The 18,136-nt window shown below is 49.2% G+C and carries 26 protein-coding genes; 15 read left to right on the forward strand and 11 right to left on the reverse strand.

Going from position 1 to position 18,136, the window contains the following annotated elements; translation table 11 throughout:
- Window positions 1-34: 34 nt before the first annotated feature.
- Window positions 35-415 (forward strand): hypothetical protein, encoded by a 381-nt coding sequence (locus tag SIC45_RS07520; protein WP_319631686.1) that lies wholly within the window; start codon window positions 35-37, stop codon window positions 413-415.
- Window positions 416-505: 90 nt separating this feature from the next.
- On the opposite strand, the gene SIC45_RS07525 is transcribed toward SIC45_RS07520, so the two are convergent.
- The 4 genes from SIC45_RS07525 to SIC45_RS07540 all read right to left on the reverse strand — a co-directional run bounded on the left by SIC45_RS07525 (window position 506) and on the right by SIC45_RS07540 (window position 4,266).
- On the reverse strand, window positions 506-1,057 hold the full coding sequence (locus SIC45_RS07525; protein ID WP_319631687.1) for a hypothetical protein: 552 nt from the start codon (window positions 1,055-1,057) through the stop codon (window positions 506-508).
- 174 nt (window positions 1,058-1,231) lie between these two features.
- On the reverse strand, window positions 1,232-2,206 hold the full coding sequence (locus SIC45_RS07530) for an excalibur calcium-binding domain-containing protein (RefSeq protein WP_319631688.1): 975 nt from the start codon (window positions 2,204-2,206) through the stop codon (window positions 1,232-1,234).
- A gap of 16 nt (window positions 2,207-2,222) precedes the next feature.
- Entirely contained in the window at window positions 2,223-3,191 is a 969-nt protein-coding gene (locus SIC45_RS07535) for a PH domain-containing protein (protein WP_319631689.1), read from the reverse strand.
- Between the two features lie 130 nt (window positions 3,192-3,321).
- Window positions 3,322-4,266: an IS30 family transposase gene (locus SIC45_RS07540; RefSeq protein ID WP_319630748.1), complete on the reverse strand. Its 945-nt coding sequence runs from the start codon at window positions 4,264-4,266 to the stop codon at window positions 3,322-3,324.
- Window positions 4,267-4,823: 557 nt separating this feature from the next.
- Here SIC45_RS07540 and SIC45_RS07545 point away from each other — a divergent pair.
- Entirely contained in the window at window positions 4,824-4,997 is a 174-nt protein-coding gene (locus tag SIC45_RS07545) for a hypothetical protein (RefSeq protein WP_319631690.1), read from the forward strand.
- A 128-nt stretch (window positions 4,998-5,125) separates the two neighbouring features.
- Here the strand turns inward: SIC45_RS07545 and SIC45_RS07550 are convergent, their stop codons facing one another.
- Window positions 5,126-5,680 carry an AAA family ATPase gene (locus SIC45_RS07550; protein ID WP_319631691.1) on the reverse strand — a complete coding sequence of 185 codons (555 nt, stop codon included), beginning with the start codon at window positions 5,678-5,680 and terminating at the stop codon, window positions 5,126-5,128.
- 96 nt (window positions 5,681-5,776) lie between these two features.
- On the opposite strand from SIC45_RS07550, the gene SIC45_RS07555 reads away from it, so the two are divergent.
- On the forward strand, window positions 5,777-6,187 hold the full coding sequence (locus tag SIC45_RS07555; RefSeq protein WP_319631692.1) for a hypothetical protein: 411 nt from the start codon (window positions 5,777-5,779) through the stop codon (window positions 6,185-6,187).
- A gap of 393 nt (window positions 6,188-6,580) precedes the next feature.
- On the opposite strand, the gene SIC45_RS07560 is transcribed toward SIC45_RS07555, so the two are convergent.
- Together SIC45_RS07560 and SIC45_RS07565 are read right to left on the reverse strand one after the other, a co-directional pair.
- Window positions 6,581-7,489: a hypothetical protein gene (locus SIC45_RS07560; RefSeq protein ID WP_319631693.1), complete on the reverse strand. Its 909-nt coding sequence runs from the start codon at window positions 7,487-7,489 to the stop codon at window positions 6,581-6,583.
- Window positions 7,490-7,519: 30 nt separating this feature from the next.
- Complete coding sequence (locus SIC45_RS07565; protein ID WP_319631694.1) at window positions 7,520-7,831, reverse strand: hypothetical protein; 312 nt, start codon at window positions 7,829-7,831, stop codon at window positions 7,520-7,522.
- Window positions 7,832-8,125: 294 nt separating this feature from the next.
- Here SIC45_RS07565 and SIC45_RS07570 point away from each other — a divergent pair, with 294 nt between their 5' ends.
- The 3 genes from SIC45_RS07570 (at window position 8,126) to SIC45_RS07580 (ending at window position 9,422) form a co-directional block, all read left to right on the forward strand.
- Window positions 8,126-8,332 (forward strand): hypothetical protein, encoded by a 207-nt coding sequence (locus tag SIC45_RS07570; protein ID WP_319631695.1) that lies wholly within the window; start codon window positions 8,126-8,128, stop codon window positions 8,330-8,332.
- A 92-nt stretch (window positions 8,333-8,424) separates the two neighbouring features.
- Window positions 8,425-8,631: a hypothetical protein gene (locus SIC45_RS07575; protein WP_022792098.1), complete on the forward strand. Its 207-nt coding sequence runs from the start codon at window positions 8,425-8,427 to the stop codon at window positions 8,629-8,631.
- 146 nt (window positions 8,632-8,777) lie between these two features.
- Window positions 8,778-9,422 (forward strand): C40 family peptidase, encoded by a 645-nt coding sequence (locus SIC45_RS07580; protein WP_319631696.1) that lies wholly within the window; start codon window positions 8,778-8,780, stop codon window positions 9,420-9,422.
- A gap of 69 nt (window positions 9,423-9,491) precedes the next feature.
- Here the strand turns inward: SIC45_RS07580 and SIC45_RS07585 are convergent, their stop codons facing one another.
- Together SIC45_RS07585 and SIC45_RS07590 are read right to left on the reverse strand one after the other, a co-directional pair.
- Window positions 9,492-10,457, reverse strand: coding sequence for a thermonuclease family protein (locus SIC45_RS07585; protein WP_319631697.1), 966 nt, complete (start codon window positions 10,455-10,457; stop codon window positions 9,492-9,494).
- Between the two features lie 273 nt (window positions 10,458-10,730).
- Window positions 10,731-11,624: a universal stress protein gene (locus SIC45_RS07590; RefSeq protein WP_319631698.1), complete on the reverse strand. Its 894-nt coding sequence runs from the start codon at window positions 11,622-11,624 to the stop codon at window positions 10,731-10,733.
- 184 nt (window positions 11,625-11,808) lie between these two features.
- Between SIC45_RS07590 and SIC45_RS07595 the strand changes: the two genes are divergently transcribed.
- The 3 genes from SIC45_RS07595 to SIC45_RS07605 all read left to right on the forward strand — a co-directional run bounded on the left by SIC45_RS07595 (window position 11,809) and on the right by SIC45_RS07605 (window position 13,574).
- A complete protein-coding gene (locus tag SIC45_RS07595; protein WP_319631699.1) occupies window positions 11,809-12,255 on the forward strand; it encodes a hypothetical protein in 447 nt (148 codons plus the stop codon).
- Between the two features lie 65 nt (window positions 12,256-12,320).
- Complete coding sequence (locus tag SIC45_RS07600; RefSeq protein ID WP_319631700.1) at window positions 12,321-12,644, forward strand: hypothetical protein; 324 nt, start codon at window positions 12,321-12,323, stop codon at window positions 12,642-12,644.
- A 45-nt stretch (window positions 12,645-12,689) separates the two neighbouring features.
- Entirely contained in the window at window positions 12,690-13,574 is an 885-nt protein-coding gene (locus tag SIC45_RS07605; protein WP_319631701.1) for a universal stress protein, read from the forward strand.
- A 2-nt stretch (window positions 13,575-13,576) separates the two neighbouring features.
- Here the strand turns inward: SIC45_RS07605 and SIC45_RS07610 are convergent, their stop codons facing one another.
- Window positions 13,577-14,200: a response regulator transcription factor gene (locus tag SIC45_RS07610; protein WP_319631702.1), complete on the reverse strand. Its 624-nt coding sequence runs from the start codon at window positions 14,198-14,200 to the stop codon at window positions 13,577-13,579.
- Window positions 14,201-14,382: 182 nt separating this feature from the next.
- On the opposite strand from SIC45_RS07610, the gene SIC45_RS07615 reads away from it, so the two are divergent.
- Window positions 14,383-15,123, forward strand: a complete 741-nt coding sequence (locus SIC45_RS07615) for a Crp/Fnr family transcriptional regulator (RefSeq protein ID WP_319631703.1) — start codon at window positions 14,383-14,385, stop codon at window positions 15,121-15,123.
- 58 nt (window positions 15,124-15,181) lie between these two features.
- Here the strand turns inward: SIC45_RS07615 and SIC45_RS07620 are convergent, their stop codons facing one another.
- Window positions 15,182-15,616 (reverse strand): universal stress protein, encoded by a 435-nt coding sequence (locus SIC45_RS07620; protein WP_319631704.1) that lies wholly within the window; start codon window positions 15,614-15,616, stop codon window positions 15,182-15,184.
- Window positions 15,617-15,886: 270 nt separating this feature from the next.
- Here SIC45_RS07620 and SIC45_RS07625 point away from each other — a divergent pair, with 270 nt between their 5' ends.
- The 5 genes from SIC45_RS07625 (at window position 15,887) to SIC45_RS07645 (ending at window position 17,896) form a co-directional block, all read left to right on the forward strand.
- Entirely contained in the window at window positions 15,887-16,114 is a 228-nt protein-coding gene (locus SIC45_RS07625) for a hypothetical protein (RefSeq protein ID WP_298785672.1), read from the forward strand.
- A gap of 122 nt (window positions 16,115-16,236) precedes the next feature.
- On the forward strand, window positions 16,237-16,515 hold the full coding sequence (locus tag SIC45_RS07630; protein WP_319631705.1) for a hypothetical protein: 279 nt from the start codon (window positions 16,237-16,239) through the stop codon (window positions 16,513-16,515).
- Window positions 16,516-16,645: 130 nt separating this feature from the next.
- Window positions 16,646-16,975, forward strand: a complete 330-nt coding sequence (locus SIC45_RS07635) for a hypothetical protein (RefSeq protein ID WP_298785676.1) — start codon at window positions 16,646-16,648, stop codon at window positions 16,973-16,975.
- 15 nt (window positions 16,976-16,990) lie between these two features.
- Window positions 16,991-17,440: a hypothetical protein gene (locus SIC45_RS07640; protein WP_319631706.1), complete on the forward strand. Its 450-nt coding sequence runs from the start codon at window positions 16,991-16,993 to the stop codon at window positions 17,438-17,440.
- 234 nt (window positions 17,441-17,674) lie between these two features.
- Window positions 17,675-17,896: a hypothetical protein gene (locus tag SIC45_RS07645; protein WP_319631707.1), complete on the forward strand. Its 222-nt coding sequence runs from the start codon at window positions 17,675-17,677 to the stop codon at window positions 17,894-17,896.
- The last annotated feature ends 240 nt before the right edge of the window (window positions 17,897-18,136 follow it).

Consider the following 18,136-nt stretch of genomic DNA (forward strand, 5'->3'; position numbering starts at 1 on the left):
TAGGGGATAGATGAATACATAGCGGAGTGGTGTAATGAAAAGAAGGATCAGGCTCATAGCGCTTTACGGCGGTACGTTTCTTATTATTAGTACGATTATGAGCTACATATTTAATGGAGATCTGGATACAATGCTTGTGGCCGGCCAGACCATCGGAGGCATAATTATTGGATTGTTTATAGCTCCGCACTTTCGGCAGGAGTCTGAGGAGAAGGCGCTGAGGCTGATACGAATCAACAGAATTATTACGAATACGTTGTATATCTTTCTGGTACTATTTTTAATTATGTTCAGCTTGAATTTTATCTCCGATTCTATTGATTGGAAGGCTGTGTCGTACTTTGCGATTCCTCTGGTTATAACTGTGGTAGTTAAGCTTATTTATCGATGGCGTGTTAAGAAAGTGATGGGGTAGGGGGAATTGCCGTAAATATGCTTGTAAATACAGAACCCCTGCAGTCATTACGGCTACAGGGGTTCTTGTATTCGCTCAAATTGCATTTACTTAATCTGACAACTCAAGCTGATCCTCCTGCTCCGGCCCGTTCTCAATTTCAATATCGCTGTCCTCCGCAATATCCCCTAAAACCAGCGGCACTTCCGTATTTGGGGCAAATCCATCGAAGCCGCCGTACAGTGCTATGGTTAAACCAACCTTCAGATAACTACCCTCCGGGGCAGTGACTAAATAAGTATCTTTATCCCCCGAAGGTGCATGCATCCTGTAAACACGTTCATCATAGGGGTTAAAATTCTCATGGGGCGAATATTCATGAGTGATCTCGCCCTCAACAACGATAGGAGCGCCTTCCTGCATATTGTCGTAATAGGGTTCAGACGCGTTTTTTAAATTCTCCTCATAATCACCTTCATCAGGCGGCTGGGCCACTGATTCCCCTGGAGGAGGAGTTTCTTCCGTATTATTATCGGGCTGTTCTTCTGAAGCTTCCTGCTCCATGCTTTCTTCCTCCGGGGAAGCATTTTCTCCCATACTGCAGCCTGAGGAAAAAATACCGAAAGAAGCTCCCAGGGCGAGTAACATAGCTTTCTTCTGCATCGAATCCCTCCAGCCTGTCCTAAATATATATAAAAGCATTCTTTTCATTTATAATACTACTATTATTTATACTTTCATGCTTTTTATATAGATTCCTTCATTTAGATCAGCCGCTGCGAGGACAAAAAAGCCCTAAGAAATCTCTTAGGACTTGTACTTTCATATATTTGAGCATTATTCACAACCAGTTCCATCTCCGTCCCGGTCTAAGTGGCTGCCGTATCCTGGATCTCCTTCCTGCACCGGGGCTGCACCAGCTTCTCGCGCAGCAGTACAATTTTCAAAATATACATTTTCAGAGGAGGAGTCACCGGAATCATCAGAAGGTTCGCTGGTAGTATCAAAATAGGATTCACAAGGATCACCGTCTGAGTCTGCATCCAGATTATGAGGATCATTACTGGCGCTGTAATCATTGTCGTTCCAAAATTGATCCACTTCGGCCTGACTGGAAAAATCCCCGCAATCCATGTCGGCAGAGACAGAAGAGGAAGAATCATCGCCTTCATTACTGGAAGCTTCGTCGTTACTGCTGGAGGATGCCTCATTGTTTGACGGAGCATCGCTGCTCGAGGAGCGAAGGTCTTCTACATCCGCTGTTAATTCTTCAATCCGCTGGTCTTTTTCCTCGAGCTCTTCGTTCAAGTTATCGATTTCTTCCTGCTCACTACTGTCTTCTTTCAGTGTGGATATTTCTTGATTTAAGTCTTTTTTTTCATCTTCCAGGTTCGACACCTGCTGCGTCGCTTCTTCATTTTCTGTTTCAAGATCATTAATTGTTGCATTCAATTGCTTTTTATCACTCTTTAATGCGTTCACTTTATCCTGGAGATTGTCGATCTTTGCAGTATTTTCTTCTGCTTCATCAGCTTCTGCATTGTTAGTGTCTGAAGTCTTTTCCAGGCTTTGATTTTCGTCTTCTAAATTATTTACACGCTGGTTTAACTGCTCTTTCTCTTCTTCAAGAGTAGAGATTTCTTCCTGCTGCTGAGTGATTGTTTGATTCGAACCGACCCCAGCGGCTGCCAGGCCGATCGCTAATAAGAAGAGAAGGATAAACCCATAACCGGCTGCAGCCAGAAGCATTTTCCACCAGCGCCGCGTACGAAACCCCGGAATTTTTTTATGCCATTTCTGTCGTTCGCTCATTGCTGAGCCCCCTAAATTACCTCAATAATTTCGCTTTCTCGGCCTCGAATTCCTTTGCAGACAGAATGCCTTTTTCTTTTAAACCATGAATACGCTCGACCTCGGCGTATTTATCAAACGCTGGCGGCGCACTTTGCTCATTCCCGAAATTCAGGTGGGCGCTTGTCTGAAATTCAGACAGTTTACTGAATTTCTTGCTGTTACATTTGGCAATGACCGCGTATTTGGTATTGTTTTCTTTATCAATAAGAAAAAGCACAGCAGTGGACAGGTCTTTGCCTGAAGTGGAACCGATGGCCATCGCCATTGCTCCTTGGTTTCCCTCTAGAAATTTTCCTGGATTTGCATTTTCCATCGCGTGGTATGTACTTCGTTTAATATTCTGGGTCCGGTCATAATCGTACAATTCAAAAAGGGAAGTGGCGTTTCCAATTTCTTTAAAGTAAACGTATCCGTTTTCCAGCTGAATTAATTTAGCGCCTTTGGATTTGAGCCCGACTTCTTTATGTCCATTTACGAATTCCAGTGAAACCTTCTTAGAAACCTTTCCTGTGGCAGTTTTTGATGGAGAAAACTGAAGTTGAATTTCTTCGATATCCACTCCAGTTTTTTGAGCTATAGTCTGAATAGATCGAAAATTTAACCTATTATTCGGAAAGGAAAGCGTAACTCCGTCTGCATCGCCGTTAAATTCAAACATAATCTTTTTCATGTTCTTGCGAATACCTGAAAATGCGTCCTTAGAAGAAGAGTAATTAATGATTTTAGATTTTTTCAAACCCGAGTTAATTACATAGATAAATCTCGTATCGGTCAAAGCAAGAAGCTTTAAATCATCAGTCATCTTAGCAGAGGCGCATAAAGTTATTAAAGCTTCTTTCTCATCGAGTTCTTTTGAGAGCAATTCCGCTTCTTTTTCCAAGGCTTTCATTGCAAACTTTCCGTAAGGTGCTAAAGCTGCATCGACTTCTGCGTATTGAGTCACCATCATTCCCCCGGTTTTTTTATTAATGGAACTCGATAATTATTTGCAATGTTCAACTTCTTTGGACAAATTTTACTATTTAAGGAGAAGAAATGATAGTCTTAAAGGCACAATTTTATTTCTTAGATTGTCAATTTAAGCGCAACACTTCTTCATGAAACACATTTTCCGTGGTATTCCCATGTAGACAATTTCTGGGGCGGCGATGAATCAGTCCGATGACGTAGTCCACTTCCTGCTGGCTGAGGCGAGCTAAATCCATGCCCTTCGGGAAAAATTCCCGGAGAAGGCCGTTGGTATTTTCATTGGTTCCCCGCTGCCAGGCGGCATAGGGGTCGGCGAAATAGACGGGCACGCTCCGGGCTTCGAGGGCGGGAAAGCAGGCGAATTCTTTGCCCCGGTCCACCGTTATGCTTTCAAAGACACCACGAGGATACTGGTCCATCAGTGTTTCCACGGCAGTGGCTACGGTTCCGGACCGCCGGTCCGGCATGGGAACAGCTAACAGGTACCGGCTTTTGCGTTCGGTGAGCGTCACCAGGCAGCCCTTGCTTTTTCCACGCGATGAAACAATGGTATCCATTTCCCAGTGGCCAAAGGTTTGTCGGGTCTCGACCACGGCAGGGCGTTCCTCGATGCGCCGGCCGACCGTGAAACGGCCACGGCTTTCCCGCACTTTCTTCCGTTTGCCCTTCTGGCGAAGGCAGCGCAGGTCTCCCTTCGCCAATAACCCCTGGTACAGCCATCGATAGATCGTCCCGCATCCCACCGTAACCCCCGGGGCGTACCGGGCAATTTGTTCGGGCGACCAGGTGGCATGGAGATGATGGGTAATGGCTTGAAGCAGCTCGGGCGTCGCTTTGCCTTTTCGCCCGCAGGCCTTCCGCCGTTGATGATAGGCTTTCTGCGCCTGAGCGGCCTGATACGTATCGGAGGATGCCTGGCGCCGGCGTTCCCGGGAAATGGTCGATGGATGCCGGCCCAGAAAAGCCGCAATTCGCCGGATCGACCAGTGGAGGCTCGTCAGAGCCTCTAGTTGTCCTCGTTCGATCATGGTAAGATGAGAGTAGCTCATGGTATCCCTCCGTGTGAGTGTTTGGTGGTACTTTCATTTTACACTGGGATACCATGGGTGTTTTTTATTTTTTTACGTGTTGCACTTAATATTACAATTCAAGATTTAAAAATGCTGGTAGAGAAGGTGAAGGGTATTTGTGATGCGCTGTATGTTATGGGGCGTGGTGATATTTTAGAAGATGCATTAAGGGCTTGAATGGGACGAGGCGTATGGTATATTGAGCACCGCTGACACGGAATTACAATTGCTTGGTTAGGTGCTAATCCAGCTGTAAGCTTATGATTATGAAGAAATAGTTGCCTTGGTGAGCGAGCGAAAATCGCGTGTGTATACGTTGATTGAAGCATGAGCTCATCAACTGATCGATAATACATATGGTTATTTACAGAGAGAACGAAGCCTTAGTTGTGGATTTAACATTTTCCGGACCCTTTTTCACTCCTGGGCGCGGGCCGTCCTTTTTTATGAATTAATGTAAGTAAATAGAAGGAAATCCTCTGAATTTGGCGAAAGTTAAAGCTGTAGAGTGATATTGCTATCTTAGGAGGATGGAAATGACAAAAACGATTCAAGTAGGAGACACGTATCGCGATAGGGACAGCGGAAAGGAATATAAGGTCACGAGTTTTAACGGCAACTCAGTGCTGCTTACAAAAGAAGAAACGTCACTGGCTGTAATACCAGTTATAGACGAGGAGATTCAGCTGCCAGGATTTGTAAAAGTATAAGTCATTACTATAATTTCAACGTTTTGACGCTCTTCGGAGTGTCTATTTTTTATAAGCAGTAAATAGTAAGAGATAATAGGTTTTCAGAATTCAACTTTAAAGGTTTTTCTGGTTTTAGCGTATCGATCCTATTTTCCAAAAATCTCCCTGCTCAGCTCCTTGATGGAGGGGGCGTATTCCCCTGAGGTGTCAATATGAAAGGTAGAAACATCGATCCGGGGTTCCTCGTAGGGGGTTGCGCTAAGATCCATTCCCTTTCTGGCCATGTCCATTCCCTTATCACCATGGAAGTACTCCCGGAGCGGGTTATCGAGCCCGCGGCGGACGTATCTGTCCAGCGCTGTCTGTTCATCAGTCTGGCAGATGAGGAGATGGATCTGCGCCTTATCCATGAACCGTTCAAGCATGGTTGACCAAATGTGGTGCTGGAACGCTGCTTCGGCAATCACGGACACATTATTGGATATCAGCCCCATGAGCGTATCAAAGAAGATTTCCGTGGCTGTTATATTGACCTCCGGAGGCAGCTCATTATGGCTTTTGCCGAACGTGTGCACATATCCTTCCTTAATCCGGTCCCGGCTGATTACTGGCATAAAGATTTCATTTCCAAGCTTCCTGGAGAATGTGGTTTTTCCTGCACCTGGCCGGCCGGTGACAATGATTAAATACGGCTTGGACATTCGTTTCACTCCTTTAAGAAAAAATAAAATCGCAAAAGGTTTCCCTCTTTCAATTAAAGGCTATAGTGACCACTACTAATAGTGGGAGGGATTTCAATGAAGGAAAAAGAAATAATGGCAAAATTAGAGGAGCTCGAAGCTGGGCTGGACCGCTCAAGTGATACGCTGGAAAACGATCATGATGTGCCTGTTCATAAAACAAAGGCGGAGGACGGAGCGACTGTCATATATGAATATGGAGACAAAGACAATAGCAAGTCCGCAGATGAAGAGACCAATCTTCGTATTGCATATGACAGGAAGCCAGCCGGCGAATACAGTGCAAGGGCTGACCTCCAGACAAACCGGCATAACACGGAAATCGCGGGCGGGGAAAAGCCGTTTGAAGCGTTGTATTTAACTGAAGAGGGCACATGGAGCATTGATGCAGCGGATGGAAAAGAGCTGGAGCAGAATGATCTGGACAAGATCCTGGCCTATACCTTTCAAAGCTATTTACTGAAGTAAGCTGCTGTCAGCCGGTAGTTTATTTAGGAACATTGTTTGCATGAAAACAAAAAAAGACCCCGTGCACGCACAGGGCAATCTGAGGGAATATACCTTTAAGCAAACTTTCATCGTTTCCTTCCACCAAGGAGACAATTTAGGAAAGCGGTACATGCTTTATATTAAAGCGCTTTCACATAAAAATCACGAGGCAATAGTCCCTTTTTAGGAATTGAGACTATTCTGCTAAACAAAAAAGGGCCCCGCGGGGAACACGGGGCCGGTCTCAGGAGTGGGATGACATATTCATCCCATAAGCACTTTATCGGATGAATGAGGTTCATTAATGAGTCATTTGATATAAATAATGTCAAAAATCTTAAAAAAACCTCCGGGCGGCTGCCGAAGGAGCCGTTAACGATTGCTGGCTTTTTGAATCGCCTGCTCGACCTTTTCTTTGGACACGCCGAATTTGTCCGCAGTTGCTTCCACCGGGCTGGTCTTCGAATCGCTGCTTTCTTCGTATGCAGGACCTGCCCAGTAAAAATACATGTCCAGCTGTTTGTCGGTCGGGTAGTTCTTCTCCTGCTTCGGCAGCCCGGGATTGTTGATGGAGCCGTACACCGTGACTATTTCATGATCGCTGTAATCGCCGGGTTCGTAATTTTCAGCCGCATCAATTTCCCCGTTAGGAAAATAATCCGTTTTTCCGTAAACGTAGCTGCCGTAATCCATCGCCTCTTCGTCGTCGATAAAGCTGACCGTGAGCAGGGTGAACTCTTCTTTTTCTTTGACGTCAATGATTACCTCATCACTGATTGTATCAATGTCGGCTTTATCAATGGAAGTCGGATCCGCATCCAGAATCACGAAATAATTAACATAAACGACACCATCGTAGCTGGTGCGTTCGCCCTCCTGCAGGGTGTAGGAGGGAAGCTGTGCTTCAGAAGCCCCGCCGGTCTGTTCTTTTTCGTAGGCAGTGAATTCGCCCTCCATATCCTCGGACAGCACGGCGCACGGCACTCCGTCCCCATTCGCATCAAGATCACCCGGATCATTTTCAGAGCTGTAGCCATGCTCTGTCCAGTAGTCATACAGCTGCTGATCGTCTTCAAAGTCGCTGCAGCTTTGTAGATCTGTATCGGCGGCTGCATCTTCTTCGCTGAAATTTTCCGCCGTGTCATCTGCCGGCGTCCCCCTGAATACTGCAGCGATAACACCAATAAGAACCAGGGCATAAACGAGCGTGGCGAGTGTAAGCTTCCACCTGGTGCCTGAGCGGAAGCCGGGCAGCTGCCGCCATTTTTTATTTTTCTGCATGAAACTCCCCCCTGGAAACGTTGCCTGTCGCTATATATGATTCTCCTGCTTTATGGTTTTTAAAAAGTGCTCTTCCTTTGATTTGAACTCCAGCTCACGGACTCTGCTTAAAATAAAATGATATTTAGCAATTTCCCCGCTGATTTTTAAATTTCTTAGAAAGGCATCCACGGCCTGTCTGATTTCTGCTGTCTCGAGCAGGCTTTCAAATACGATGACATTCCGGGTAACAAGCCTTGCTTTATCATGCACGGATAAGTGTGTGATGACATCTAGCAGATCGTCGTAGTTGCTGGTTTTGGTGTTGTTGATTAAATCAACACTAATCAGAAAAACGCCCACGAAGCATCCCCCCATGGAAGTAGTAGGCGGGCCCATTGCCTTCAATTCAGCGGCCGGCCCGTAAAAACCCCGTTTCTTCCAACGGGGTCAGTCCTGCTTTGCCTTTTTCTTTTTCGTGTACGCTGGCCACCCAAGGTAAATGACAATCAAAGCGGCAATAATGGAAGCCACCCTATCCCGCCTTCCGTAGTTGGTTAAGGCTATTGTACCACAGGAAAATAGCGGAGGGGGTTGTCAAATACGCCTGCGGCCTGCCTTTTGAACGTATAGCTTTAAATGAAAGGGATGGTTATGGTGTATTACGAACCAGGCACTCGGGTGTTCAGTGAGGCGAGACAGCAGTGGGGTGTGGTGATGATCCGGAATCACCATCAGGGACCGGAATGGTACTACGTTAAATTTACGCCGGTCCGCTCGGGATGGCATCACGAAAGTGACCTGTGGGAAGCAGGGGAGGTGTTTGCGTTCAGCTGGGACCGGCACCGGGCCGGGCAAATCTGACCGCAGCGGCGCCATTTTTTCTTAATTGGTGGTCGTTTGGCCCAATTATATGTAAAATAGACGGCGGTGCTATAAATTTGGGAGGGATCGTTATGTACACATCTATTATCTTTTTCATCGAAGACGGGGACCGGCTGATTGTGCCGAAGTCCAACGAGACCCCGAGCGTGGATGAAATTATTGAAAAGCTGAAAAAGGGCAAAAAGCAGGATCTGAAAATGTCCGAGGTATTCAGCGAATGGTTCAACACCGAAGTGGAATGCAAAAAAGTAACAAGCGTCAGCGTCAACTTCATTTAACACTGAGCATCTGCCTGCGGGCGGATGCTTTTTTCATCAATGAAAAAATTTCGGCAAATGGTTGTAAAAAGCAGCGTCCGGGTTCCTTTACTGGGTAGGGCGGCAAAAAGCCGGCACCTATTCGCTTCAGGAAAGGATGATGAGCATTGGCACACACATTGGGGCATCAGCTGATTACGTACGGGGAGGATCATCTCGGCACGCCGTATGAATTCGGCGGCGACGGTACGGACACCTTTGACTGCAGCGGCTTTGTCCGCTATGTGCTCGAGTACGTGACCGGCGAGATTATCCCGCGGACCGCAGCGAGCCAGTCGGAGACGGGTACGCCCATTGCGGAGGAAGATCTGCGGACCGGCGATCTGCTGTTCTGGAAGGACACCCGCTCGGAGGATCTGAACCATAACGAAGTGACCCATGTCGGCTTTTACGTGGACGGCCAGACGTTTTTAGGCGCGCAGGGCTCCACCGGGGTGGCATTCGCCGATTCGACGCGCGACTACTGGCAGGCCCGCTACGTCGGGGCACGGCGCGTCGTTGACAGCACAGCGGGCCCGCTCACCAACGTCGGCGGAAAGGGAGACCTGCTCCGGGTTGTCGCGAGCCAGGTGAATTACCGCAGCGAACCGTCCTGGGACAGCGGAGCCGTAGCGGGGAAAGTCACTGAGGGAGAGGTGTTTACGATCGAGCGCCGCGTGCCGATGGAGGAACGCTCGGATCTGTTTGAACTCATCTCGGGCACGTATATTACGACGCATGAAAACTATGTGGAGGTGCTGCCTCAGGATTAAATTGAGACGGCAGCAGCAATAAAAAGCAGGCCCGGCGTACGCTGCCGGGGCCTGCTTTTTTTATCCTATTTACGTTTCACAGCCGACACCGTCGCCGTCACGATCCAGGTGACCGCCGTAGCCCGGGTCCCCTTCGCGGACCGGATCAGCTCCGGCTTCACGGGCAGCGTCGCAGTTTTCATAATACACGTCGTCAGAGGAGCCTTCGCTGCCGGAGGAGTCAGTGTCTTCCGAAGAACCGGAATCCCCGGAGGATTCCTCCGGTTCCTCATCCTGCTCCACGTAGCCGTCGTCGGTCACATAATCCTCGCGCGACCAGATGCCGATGCCGGCCGACCGGGCTTCTTCCTCCGCGGCTTCAAATTCGTCGAGGTACTCCGTGTTCGGCGGATAGACAGCGACCCGGGCGAGCCCTTCCTCAATCAGCTGCTGATTGAAGTTTTCCCCGTCTACGAACACGTAGGCAAGCAGCCGTCCGTAGTAGTCGCGTTCCTCGACGCCGAGCTCGAGCCGCACGTCTTCACCGGCCAGCTCGCTTGTCGTAAAATCGGTCGCCTCCGGGCCGAACGGCTGCACGCCCATCTGCGGGTGCTTAGTCTCCGGAGTGTCGACAAGAATGAGACGGATGCGCTCCTCGCCGCCCTTGTAGTCTACATCAATGGTATCGCCGTCGACGACGTTGGTGACGGTCGCGTTGGTGTCGTCAGCGGCTGTATCTTCATTCGTACTGCCGCTGTCGGAGGATGTATTTTCAGTGGAGGCTTCTTCAGCTTCACTGGCATTTTCCTCATTTGAAGTGTCCTCCTGCTTGTCTTCCTCCGTTGTTTCATCGCTGTCACTGCCGGAAGCTTCCCCGTTTTCAACATCTTCGTTATGTTCTTCTGTCTGCTCCTCCGAGTCCGTAGAGCTTTCCTCTTGTGATGCCTGGTCGCTCGTCTGCTCCTCCGCAGCGTCGCCGCCGGGTTCTTCACTGCATGCAGTAAGAAGGAGCGTGAGTGCCAGGGCGGAGCACAAAAGCCTGACTGGTTTTTTCAATAGAATCACCCCGCTGCATAATTGGTTGCGTATAGATAGGAAATAGATGGACATCATCTGTGAAAAAAGTAGCGGTTATTAGCGTTATTCATAGTGTACAAGAAAGCATGGGAAAAGAAAATAACCAAAACTACAGGGTTTTTCGCCGACAGCAATCAACAGAATATAACTACAATAAAAGGTACACAGTTGAAAAGAGGTAACACCTATTCATGGTAACGGCAGTAAAAAAAGCCCGCTGCGCCTTTGCAGCGAAGCGGGCCGAAAGCAATGCTATTTCGGCAGATAGTCGTTTCGGATAATCAGCACATCGCAGGAGGCACGGCGGACGATGCCCTCCGAGACGCTGCCGAGAAACAGGCGCTCGGCGCGTCCCATCCCGGAGGAGCCGGCAACAATCAGATCCGCGTCAAATTTGTTGGCTGCCTCGGTCGGAATCACTACCTTCGGCGCTCCGTATTCGACGGAAAAATCAATGGCGGCAATGTCTGCCCCGGCGCTCAGCGTGCGGTATTCCTCGAGCAGCTCCCTGCCGCGGTCCCGGTACATCTGAATAATTTCCTCGGTATGGTATTCGGCCGAGGAAATAAACGGCGTATTCAGCACGTACACGACCTGCACCCGGCTTTTCTCCCGTTTGGCAATGTCGAGCCCGGCATATAAAGCGCTCGTGGACACCTCGGAGCCGTCGACAGCGATCAGCACAGAGCGGTACGGCGCTGGCGGCTCTTCGTTTTTGACAATCCAGACGTCGCAGGAGGCATGGCGGACGATGCTTGCAGCCACGCTTCCAAAAATCCTTTTTTCAAACGTGCCGGCCCCGGAGCCGCCGGAGAGAATCAGGTCGGCTCCGAACTCATGGGCAATTTCGCCGGGAATTATCGCTTTGGGAGGGCCTTCCTTTAAAAACGTCAGCACCTGTTTTACGCCCTGGTCCTCGGCGCTTTGTTTGGCCCGGTTTAAAATGTCGGTGCCGATACGCTCCGATGCGCTTAACAGATCCGGCGACTCCCGGCGGAGCTCGCGGATGTTGTGATAGTCGATAATGTAGCAGAACGCGAGTGCGCTTTTGTAGGTGAGGGCGGTTTCGATGCCTTTTTGAAGAGCGTATTCCGCTTCATCCGACCCGTCGAGAGCGACGAGAATACGTTCATAGTGCAGCGTCATTGCAATCAGTCCCTTCTGGCTTTTTGATGGTACCTATAGTTTAGCTCATTTTTTCCTTCCGGCGTGTGAGGAACCTCACATCCAACCGGGACTTTTCTATTTATAATGGCCTCACAAGCAGCTATAAACAAAAGCTGGTGCAGCCTGCATCGGCTTTGAAAATAAAGCACAAAGGAGCTTCGGTATGAAGGATGGATTAAAGCAGATTGTCTGGAAGGAAATGTGGAATGAATGCAGGGACGTGCCGCGTACGCTGCCGGAGTTAAACGACCGGGCGGACGGCAATCCGGAAGTCGCCTGCCTGCTTCCCTTTTACGTGTATTACTTTCATACGCAGGAATGGCAGGAATATTCGCTCATGACAGAGCGTGCGCTCCCCGGGACGCTGAACCACGCCGCCTTTATCGCGCTTGACACGCCGTCGCTGCAGGCCTCGGCGCAGATGAAGCGGTACTTTTACGGGCTGTCGTTTATCAGCAGGCTCCCGGAGGACGGGGCAACGGCGTTCAGCCTGGAGGAGTGGACCCTGCACGTGTTCCGGAAATACTATTACTTAACGACAAAGGCAGCCCTGCCGGCCGGGGATGCGAAGCAGAGACGGACGAACACGTGGACCTTCCGGGTGATGTAGGCACTGCCGGAGCAGAGGAGCACATTTGCGAAGCGCACAAGTAATAAAGGGGGGACTGCTCGACCATGCAGAAGCACCACTGGGAATATGCCGGAGAGAGGGCGGAAGAGGCAGGAGAAGAGGAGTATATACGGTTTGTATACATTTTTGACGAGCCGCACCGGCGAGAGGAAGTGCTTTACATCGGCACGAGGGAGCACGTTCGAAAATGGGCCCGGGTGGACCATTTAAATATCGAGCTGGAGCTTGCAGACGCTGTTACGGTGGGAGAGCGGACGTTTAAAATTGTCGGAATTGAACGGGTTCCGCCGTTTGAGACGGTATACCGGACGCACCGGGGCGGCATGGTGACGTATTATTTTTCGGAAGCAGATCTGCCGCTGTCCTGAAGGCAGAAAACACAACAAAAAATTAACGTACAGAGGAGATGCGATATGTATAAAACCATTCTTGCTGCAGTGGACCGGTCCGAGGAAGCAAAGCGGGCAGCCCGGACGGCTGTATTGCTTGCCGGCCGTTTTGAGGCATCGCTTGTGTTTGCCCATGTAGTCAATGAACGGGATTTCAGCGCGTTTCAGTATTACGTTCCGTCCGCCTGGGAGGAAACGAAGAAAACGAACGAAGCAATGCTGCAGCAGTTTACCGCCGAAGCCGAAAGCGTGGGTGTGACGAAGGTGGAGACGGTGCTTCGCTCCGGCGCTCCCAAGTCGACGGTGCCAAGAGAGCTCGCCCCTGAATTCGGTGCTGATCTGATCGTAACCGGGGCCTCCGGCATGGGCACGGTGGAAAAGCTGGTGATGGGAAGTGTGTCGAGCGGCATTCTCCGCAAAGCCAGGGAGGACGTGCTCATCGTCCGGAAGGAAAGCGCGGGCGGATATAAAAGGGTTCTGATAGCCGTGGACGGATCCGAGGAAGCGGGCCTGGCGTTTGAAAAGGGCATCCAGCTCTCGCTGCAGACAGGGGCGGACCTGTTTATCGTGCACGTGTTTAACTCGCACCTGCTGTATTCCACGTCCCTGAACGCCTATATTCTGAAGACCATCGAGGACGATGACCGGAAAATGCTGGAGGATTATAAAGCCGAAGCGGAGCGTCTCGGTGTTACAAATGTAACGACGTCGCTTCTCTACGGGGCGGCCAAGCTGATTATTCCACAGGAATATGCCATCCAGCATGAAATTGACCTGATCGTAAGCGGCGCGTCCGGCATGAACAGGACGGAGCGGCTGCTGCTTGGAAGCGTGGCTGAAGGAATCGCACACCGGGCGATCTGTGACGTGCTGGTGGTGCGCCAGCCGCTCGAGCATAGAGAGCAGTAGGGCTATTTGCTGGAATGAATCAGCCCGGTTTGATAGGCGTACTCCACGAGCTCCCTCCGGGTTTTCATCGCGAGCTTTTCCATGAGATTGGTGCGGTGGGCCTCCACGGTTTTGACGCTGATCACGAGCGTATCGGCAATTTCTTTATTGGCGTAGCCAAGGGTGATATAGTAAAGCACCTCCCACTCCCGCGGAGACAGCCGCCTCGGAGGTCGGGTGGCAGGAGGCATGCCCCGGGCCTCAATCAAGGCGCGAAAGGAAGCAGAGGCGTAACGGGTACGCCGGGCGGCAGCCCGGATAGCTTCGTATAACTCGTCCAGGGAATCGGTGTGCAGCAGGCAGCCGGTGGACGCTCGTTCGTATAGCTGCTGCAGAAAAGCGGGCGTTTCCTCCCCGGAGACTAAAAATACAGCTGGGAGCAGGGGACGGTTTGCGATCGCCGAAACCGGGGACAGCGTGCCGGCATCAACGACACAGACAACCCTCGGGTCCCCGGCCGGGAAAGCCTCTGCCGACGGCCAGTCAGCTGTTTCTTTGACGACGGTACAGTCCGGAGCTTCGTCGAGCAGTGCTCGCAGCGCTTTGCGGTAAATCGGACGTCTGCTTATTAAAACGATCGAAGTCATACTGTCACCTTCTTAGGCATGGTTAGGCATTCATACAATCAGGCGCTCCGGGAGCTCCTGCCCAGAGGATTAACCATGAAGTGTTAAAAAAGCAGGAAAAAATAATTAAGGGTTTTCCCTTATATTTTTTAAAAATACCCTTTGATAGTATCATGGTAATACTATCGAAGGAGATGGAAATAATGAGCAGGCCCCTTCAGAGTCTTCCAGTGCACGAGAAGCCGGGCGGATCCTTTGCGAGTATGCTCTCACCTGAAGAATTTGACCGTTTCCAGGCGCGCACGCAGCCGGCGCATAAACGGGCCGGCACGTACCTGTATTTAGAAGGAGACCCTTCTGATTATTTCTATTTTCTCTACAACGGAACCGTGAAAATCCAAAAAAGCACGAGCGACGGCAAGGAGCTGACGATCACGCTGCTTGGAAGCGGAGATCTGGCCGGTGAATACGGCGATCTGAATGCGGTGCGCCACGATTTTTCCGCGAAAGTCGCCACCGACAGCCTGGTCGGCGTGATCAAAAAAACACAAATCGAAGCGCTGATCACAGAATCCGGCACCTTTTCCCTGAAAATGATGCAGTGGATGGGCAGCAATACGTTAAAGGAACAGTCGAAATTCCGGGATCTGCTGCTGTACGGGAAAAACGGAGCCCTCGCATCCACGCTGATCCGGCTCAGCACCACGTACGGCGCCGGCACGGAAAATGGAACCGTGCTTCAGCTGAAGCTCACGAATGCCGAGCTTGGGGAATACATTGGCTTATCAAGAGAGGGCGTGAACCGCTGCCTGAATGAATGGAAAAAGGCCGGCGTGCTCTCCTATGAGAACGGACGTATCGTCATTCACGATATGCTTTACCTGCGCAGGCTGTGCAACTGCCCGCTGCACAATCTCTGCTCGAGCGAAATCTGCCGTCTGTAGTGATGTAAATTTCCCCGGAAGCCTCCTTCAGGCCCCGGGATTTTTCATATTTACCAGACTATAGCCGTACGACCATCACACTGCAGTGGGCATTTTTTGTAATGTGCTCGGAGACGCTGCCAAGAAACATCTTCTCGACGGCGTTTAAACCAGTCGCTCCTGTGACAATTAGATCGACATGATATTTTGGCACAAGATCGTGTGGAATAGCTGTTTTCGGCGAACCGTATTCAATATCAGCCACCACATCCGTGAGGCCAAACTCTTCTGCCTGCTTTTTGTATTTGTCGAGCAGCTGGCGTGCGTCATCCTCTACGTTACTGATAACGGTGGAGTCGTAATTGCTCATCGGCCGGTAGGCATTGCGGTTGATCACCTGAGTGATCACAAGCTGGGACCCCTGGGCCTTAGCAATCGGAAGAGTAGTTTCAAACGCATAATCTGCTTCCTCGGAACCATCTACAGCAACCAAAATAACGTTCATCGTATGCATAATCCGCCTCCTCATAAGTTGATGGGGTTAACTGTTTACTTCTAGGTTATAAGCGGAGTTTCCTGTTTTCGAGGGTGAAAATTTCCCTTTGGCTGCTTAAAGCAGAAGATGGCCGGGAATGAAATCCAACAGCGTATTATTGAAGAGGGCTTTTCATTTAATAAATAATATGATTATGTTAACTGCTGGGCAGAAAAAGGATTACCCCGGCAGTAAAAGCGGGTAAAAGGGATTAACGGTGATGAAACGTATGATAAAGGAGGAAAGGCCGTGAATAAAAAGCAGAAAAAGCAGCTGGACAAACTGATTGTCGACTATCTGAAGGACCGGGGAAAATCCCATGAACTGAAGGTGGCAGACGAGCTGTCAGAGCGGTTTGAAGGAAAGCTGCATGCAGCCACAGTGCTTGTGAGAATCGACCGAATGAAAAAAAGCAACGAGCTGCGGCATGAGGCGAAAGCTGTCCATGACACGATCGTCTGGGCTAAAAAACTGTAGTTTCCTTTATAAAAAATGAGGATCCTGGTTTTTAATCCGCCCGGAACAGGGAAAGACGGGTATAGGAAGAACGGCAGGCTAACGCTTCTCTGCCGCACAGCACACGGAGGAGGACACCGGGAATGGAAAAACTGGAATTTCAATTTATAACATGTGATAAACGGGGAGAAATCCCGATAGAAAGCGGTATATTGACGATTGAAGACGATAATACCTGGCAGGCGGAATTAATTAATTTCACCGGAGGCATGGAGCTGTTTTCGGATCAGGGCAACGAGTTCCGCATTAAGGACAACAGCCTGGCGGAGTATGAAGGAACAGGCAGGGCGTCGAAAGCAGGCGACGAAGAGTCGGAAGGAAATATTATTATCAAAGGCCAGGGGAAAATTAGCAAGTACTAATAAAGCATCCCGCGTGGGGTGCTTTTTCAATGAGCATGCCGGCCAAAGCGGCCGGAAAGAGACAATCTAAAGAAATGTGAAGACCCGGGATACTAACCAGCAGCATAAAACGTTTCTACAGGAGGTAAACATGTCATTTCGAGATTCCATAGGAAAAAATGTTAGAATCGCTCTCGCGGATGTAGCCAAGGAGGATAAAGTACTGCAGTTGATTTTGGCGCCTAAGACAATGGAAAAGTTTATTATCGTCAAAATTGATTCCATCGATGAGATGGGCATATGGATCGAACATGAAATCGAAGCCGAGCTTGATGAAGATGAAGACGGGGAAAAGCTGCTGCAGACGCAGCGCGAGAAAAAGTTCGTCCGGTCAAAATTCCTCATCAAGTGGCACTACATCGAAGGGGCCTACGCGCCGCTCGATGATGATGTGAATAGCAAAATGAAATTCCTGCGATAAAGGGAGGGGTCTTACATGGACAATTGGATTCATCAGTTATCAAGCACGGCCCGCCAGAATAAAAAACAGGCGTCCACCGTGGAAGAGGAAAAGCAGATGGAAAGCATACGTGCCTGCTCGGAGGAGCTGACAGGCATGTTTGATGAATTAATGGGGACCATTAACGGACGGTCAGATTTAAAAGTAGAAAAGGTAAAAAGCAACAAGCACGTAAAATATTTTTACGGCGTTTCGGAGCTTATTATTGAATCCGGTGAGATTTTCACCCGTAAAGGCTTTCTGGAAATGAACTTTAAGATTCGTATTAACGACTCTGCCTATAACGTCAGCGACGTCCGGCCGCGCAGTGCTTACCTGAAGGACTTAAACTCGTGCCGATGGGAAACGGAAACGGGCACTGTATTTAATGAAGAACAGGCATCAATATTATTTAAACAGGCGCTTCTTCCCTATATTGAAGAATAAAAGCAACAGATGCAGTCCGGAAACATTCCGGGCTGTTTTTATGGATTTTAAAATTGTAGTTAATTATATACAAAAAATTAAATTGTGCAGTGTTTCTTAAAAGATACACACGATATACAGCGGTAAAAATATAAACCGGGTTAAAAAGAACCGGAAAATAAATTTCGTAATTCGAAAAATAATAGTACTTTATTACTTGGAATTGAAGTATCATTAAAGAGAGGGGGCTAAGCGATGGCTGTCGTGTATGTCAACCGTCACGTCCGTTATGTGCAGGTGCTGTTAAGCGATGAGGGGAGTCTTTTGCACTGTTTAACGTGGGAGAGCGATGAGGGATTTGTATTTGACATACATGCTCTTGATGACAGCTCGTTTTCCCCGAAGTACGACCGGATCTATATGCCATTTGACCAGGAAACGATGACGCTCCATGGAAACACTTATATTTTGTATTAGCAATAGCCAGGGGGAAATAAATCAGGGGATACGCCGGGGTGTCGGGTATCCTTTGTATTTTTACATATACATTTTTGCGCTACGGATAACTGTTGTCGTGTATGCATTTTGTTGATGGATTTATGTTTATTTTTATATACAATAGCATCACTTCTGTTGGAAAGGAGTTTTATCATTTTAGCAGGGCCTGCATGTTTACTGCGGCAGGCTGCGGCTCGTTCCTATACAATAGGGCGTAGG

The organism is Marinococcus sp. PL1-022, from assembly GCF_033845285.1.
In the GTDB taxonomy this organism is placed as follows: domain Bacteria; phylum Bacillota; class Bacilli; order Bacillales; family Marinococcaceae; genus Marinococcus.

Bases quoted from the DNA above. Each gene is read 5' to 3' on its own strand.
- SIC45_RS07520 (WP_319631686.1), top strand. From the start codon at position 35: ATGAAAAGAAGGATCAGGCTCATAGCGCTTTACGGCGGTACGTTTCTT.
- SIC45_RS07525 (WP_319631687.1), bottom strand. From the start codon at position 1,057: ATGCAGAAGAAAGCTATGTTACTCGCCCTGGGAGCTTCTTTCGGTATT.
- SIC45_RS07530 (WP_319631688.1), bottom strand. From the start codon at position 2,206: ATGAGCGAACGACAGAAATGGCATAAAAAAATTCCGGGGTTTCGTACG.
- SIC45_RS07540 (WP_319630748.1), bottom strand. From the start codon at position 4,266: ATGAGCTACTCTCATCTTACCATGATCGAACGAGGACAACTAGAGGCT.
- SIC45_RS07545 (WP_319631690.1), top strand. From the start codon at position 4,824: ATGACAAAAACGATTCAAGTAGGAGACACGTATCGCGATAGGGACAGC.
- SIC45_RS07550 (WP_319631691.1), bottom strand. From the start codon at position 5,680: ATGTCCAAGCCGTATTTAATCATTGTCACCGGCCGGCCAGGTGCAGGA.
- SIC45_RS07555 (WP_319631692.1), top strand. From the start codon at position 5,777: ATGAAGGAAAAAGAAATAATGGCAAAATTAGAGGAGCTCGAAGCTGGG.
- SIC45_RS07560 (WP_319631693.1), bottom strand. From the start codon at position 7,489: ATGCAGAAAAATAAAAAATGGCGGCAGCTGCCCGGCTTCCGCTCAGGC.
- SIC45_RS07575 (WP_022792098.1), top strand. From the start codon at position 8,425: ATGTACACATCTATTATCTTTTTCATCGAAGACGGGGACCGGCTGATT.
- SIC45_RS07590 (WP_319631698.1), bottom strand. From the start codon at position 11,624: ATGACGCTGCACTATGAACGTATTCTCGTCGCTCTCGACGGGTCGGAT.
- SIC45_RS07595 (WP_319631699.1), top strand. From the start codon at position 11,809: ATGAAGGATGGATTAAAGCAGATTGTCTGGAAGGAAATGTGGAATGAA.
- SIC45_RS07600 (WP_319631700.1), top strand. From the start codon at position 12,321: ATGCAGAAGCACCACTGGGAATATGCCGGAGAGAGGGCGGAAGAGGCA.
- SIC45_RS07605 (WP_319631701.1), top strand. From the start codon at position 12,690: ATGTATAAAACCATTCTTGCTGCAGTGGACCGGTCCGAGGAAGCAAAG.
- SIC45_RS07610 (WP_319631702.1), bottom strand. From the start codon at position 14,200: ATGACTTCGATCGTTTTAATAAGCAGACGTCCGATTTACCGCAAAGCG.
- SIC45_RS07615 (WP_319631703.1), top strand. From the start codon at position 14,383: ATGAGCAGGCCCCTTCAGAGTCTTCCAGTGCACGAGAAGCCGGGCGGA.
- SIC45_RS07620 (WP_319631704.1), bottom strand. From the start codon at position 15,616: ATGCATACGATGAACGTTATTTTGGTTGCTGTAGATGGTTCCGAGGAA.
- SIC45_RS07630 (WP_319631705.1), top strand. From the start codon at position 16,237: ATGGAAAAACTGGAATTTCAATTTATAACATGTGATAAACGGGGAGAA.
- SIC45_RS07635 (WP_298785676.1), top strand. From the start codon at position 16,646: ATGTCATTTCGAGATTCCATAGGAAAAAATGTTAGAATCGCTCTCGCG.
- SIC45_RS07640 (WP_319631706.1), top strand. From the start codon at position 16,991: ATGGACAATTGGATTCATCAGTTATCAAGCACGGCCCGCCAGAATAAA.
- SIC45_RS07645 (WP_319631707.1), top strand. From the start codon at position 17,675: ATGGCTGTCGTGTATGTCAACCGTCACGTCCGTTATGTGCAGGTGCTG.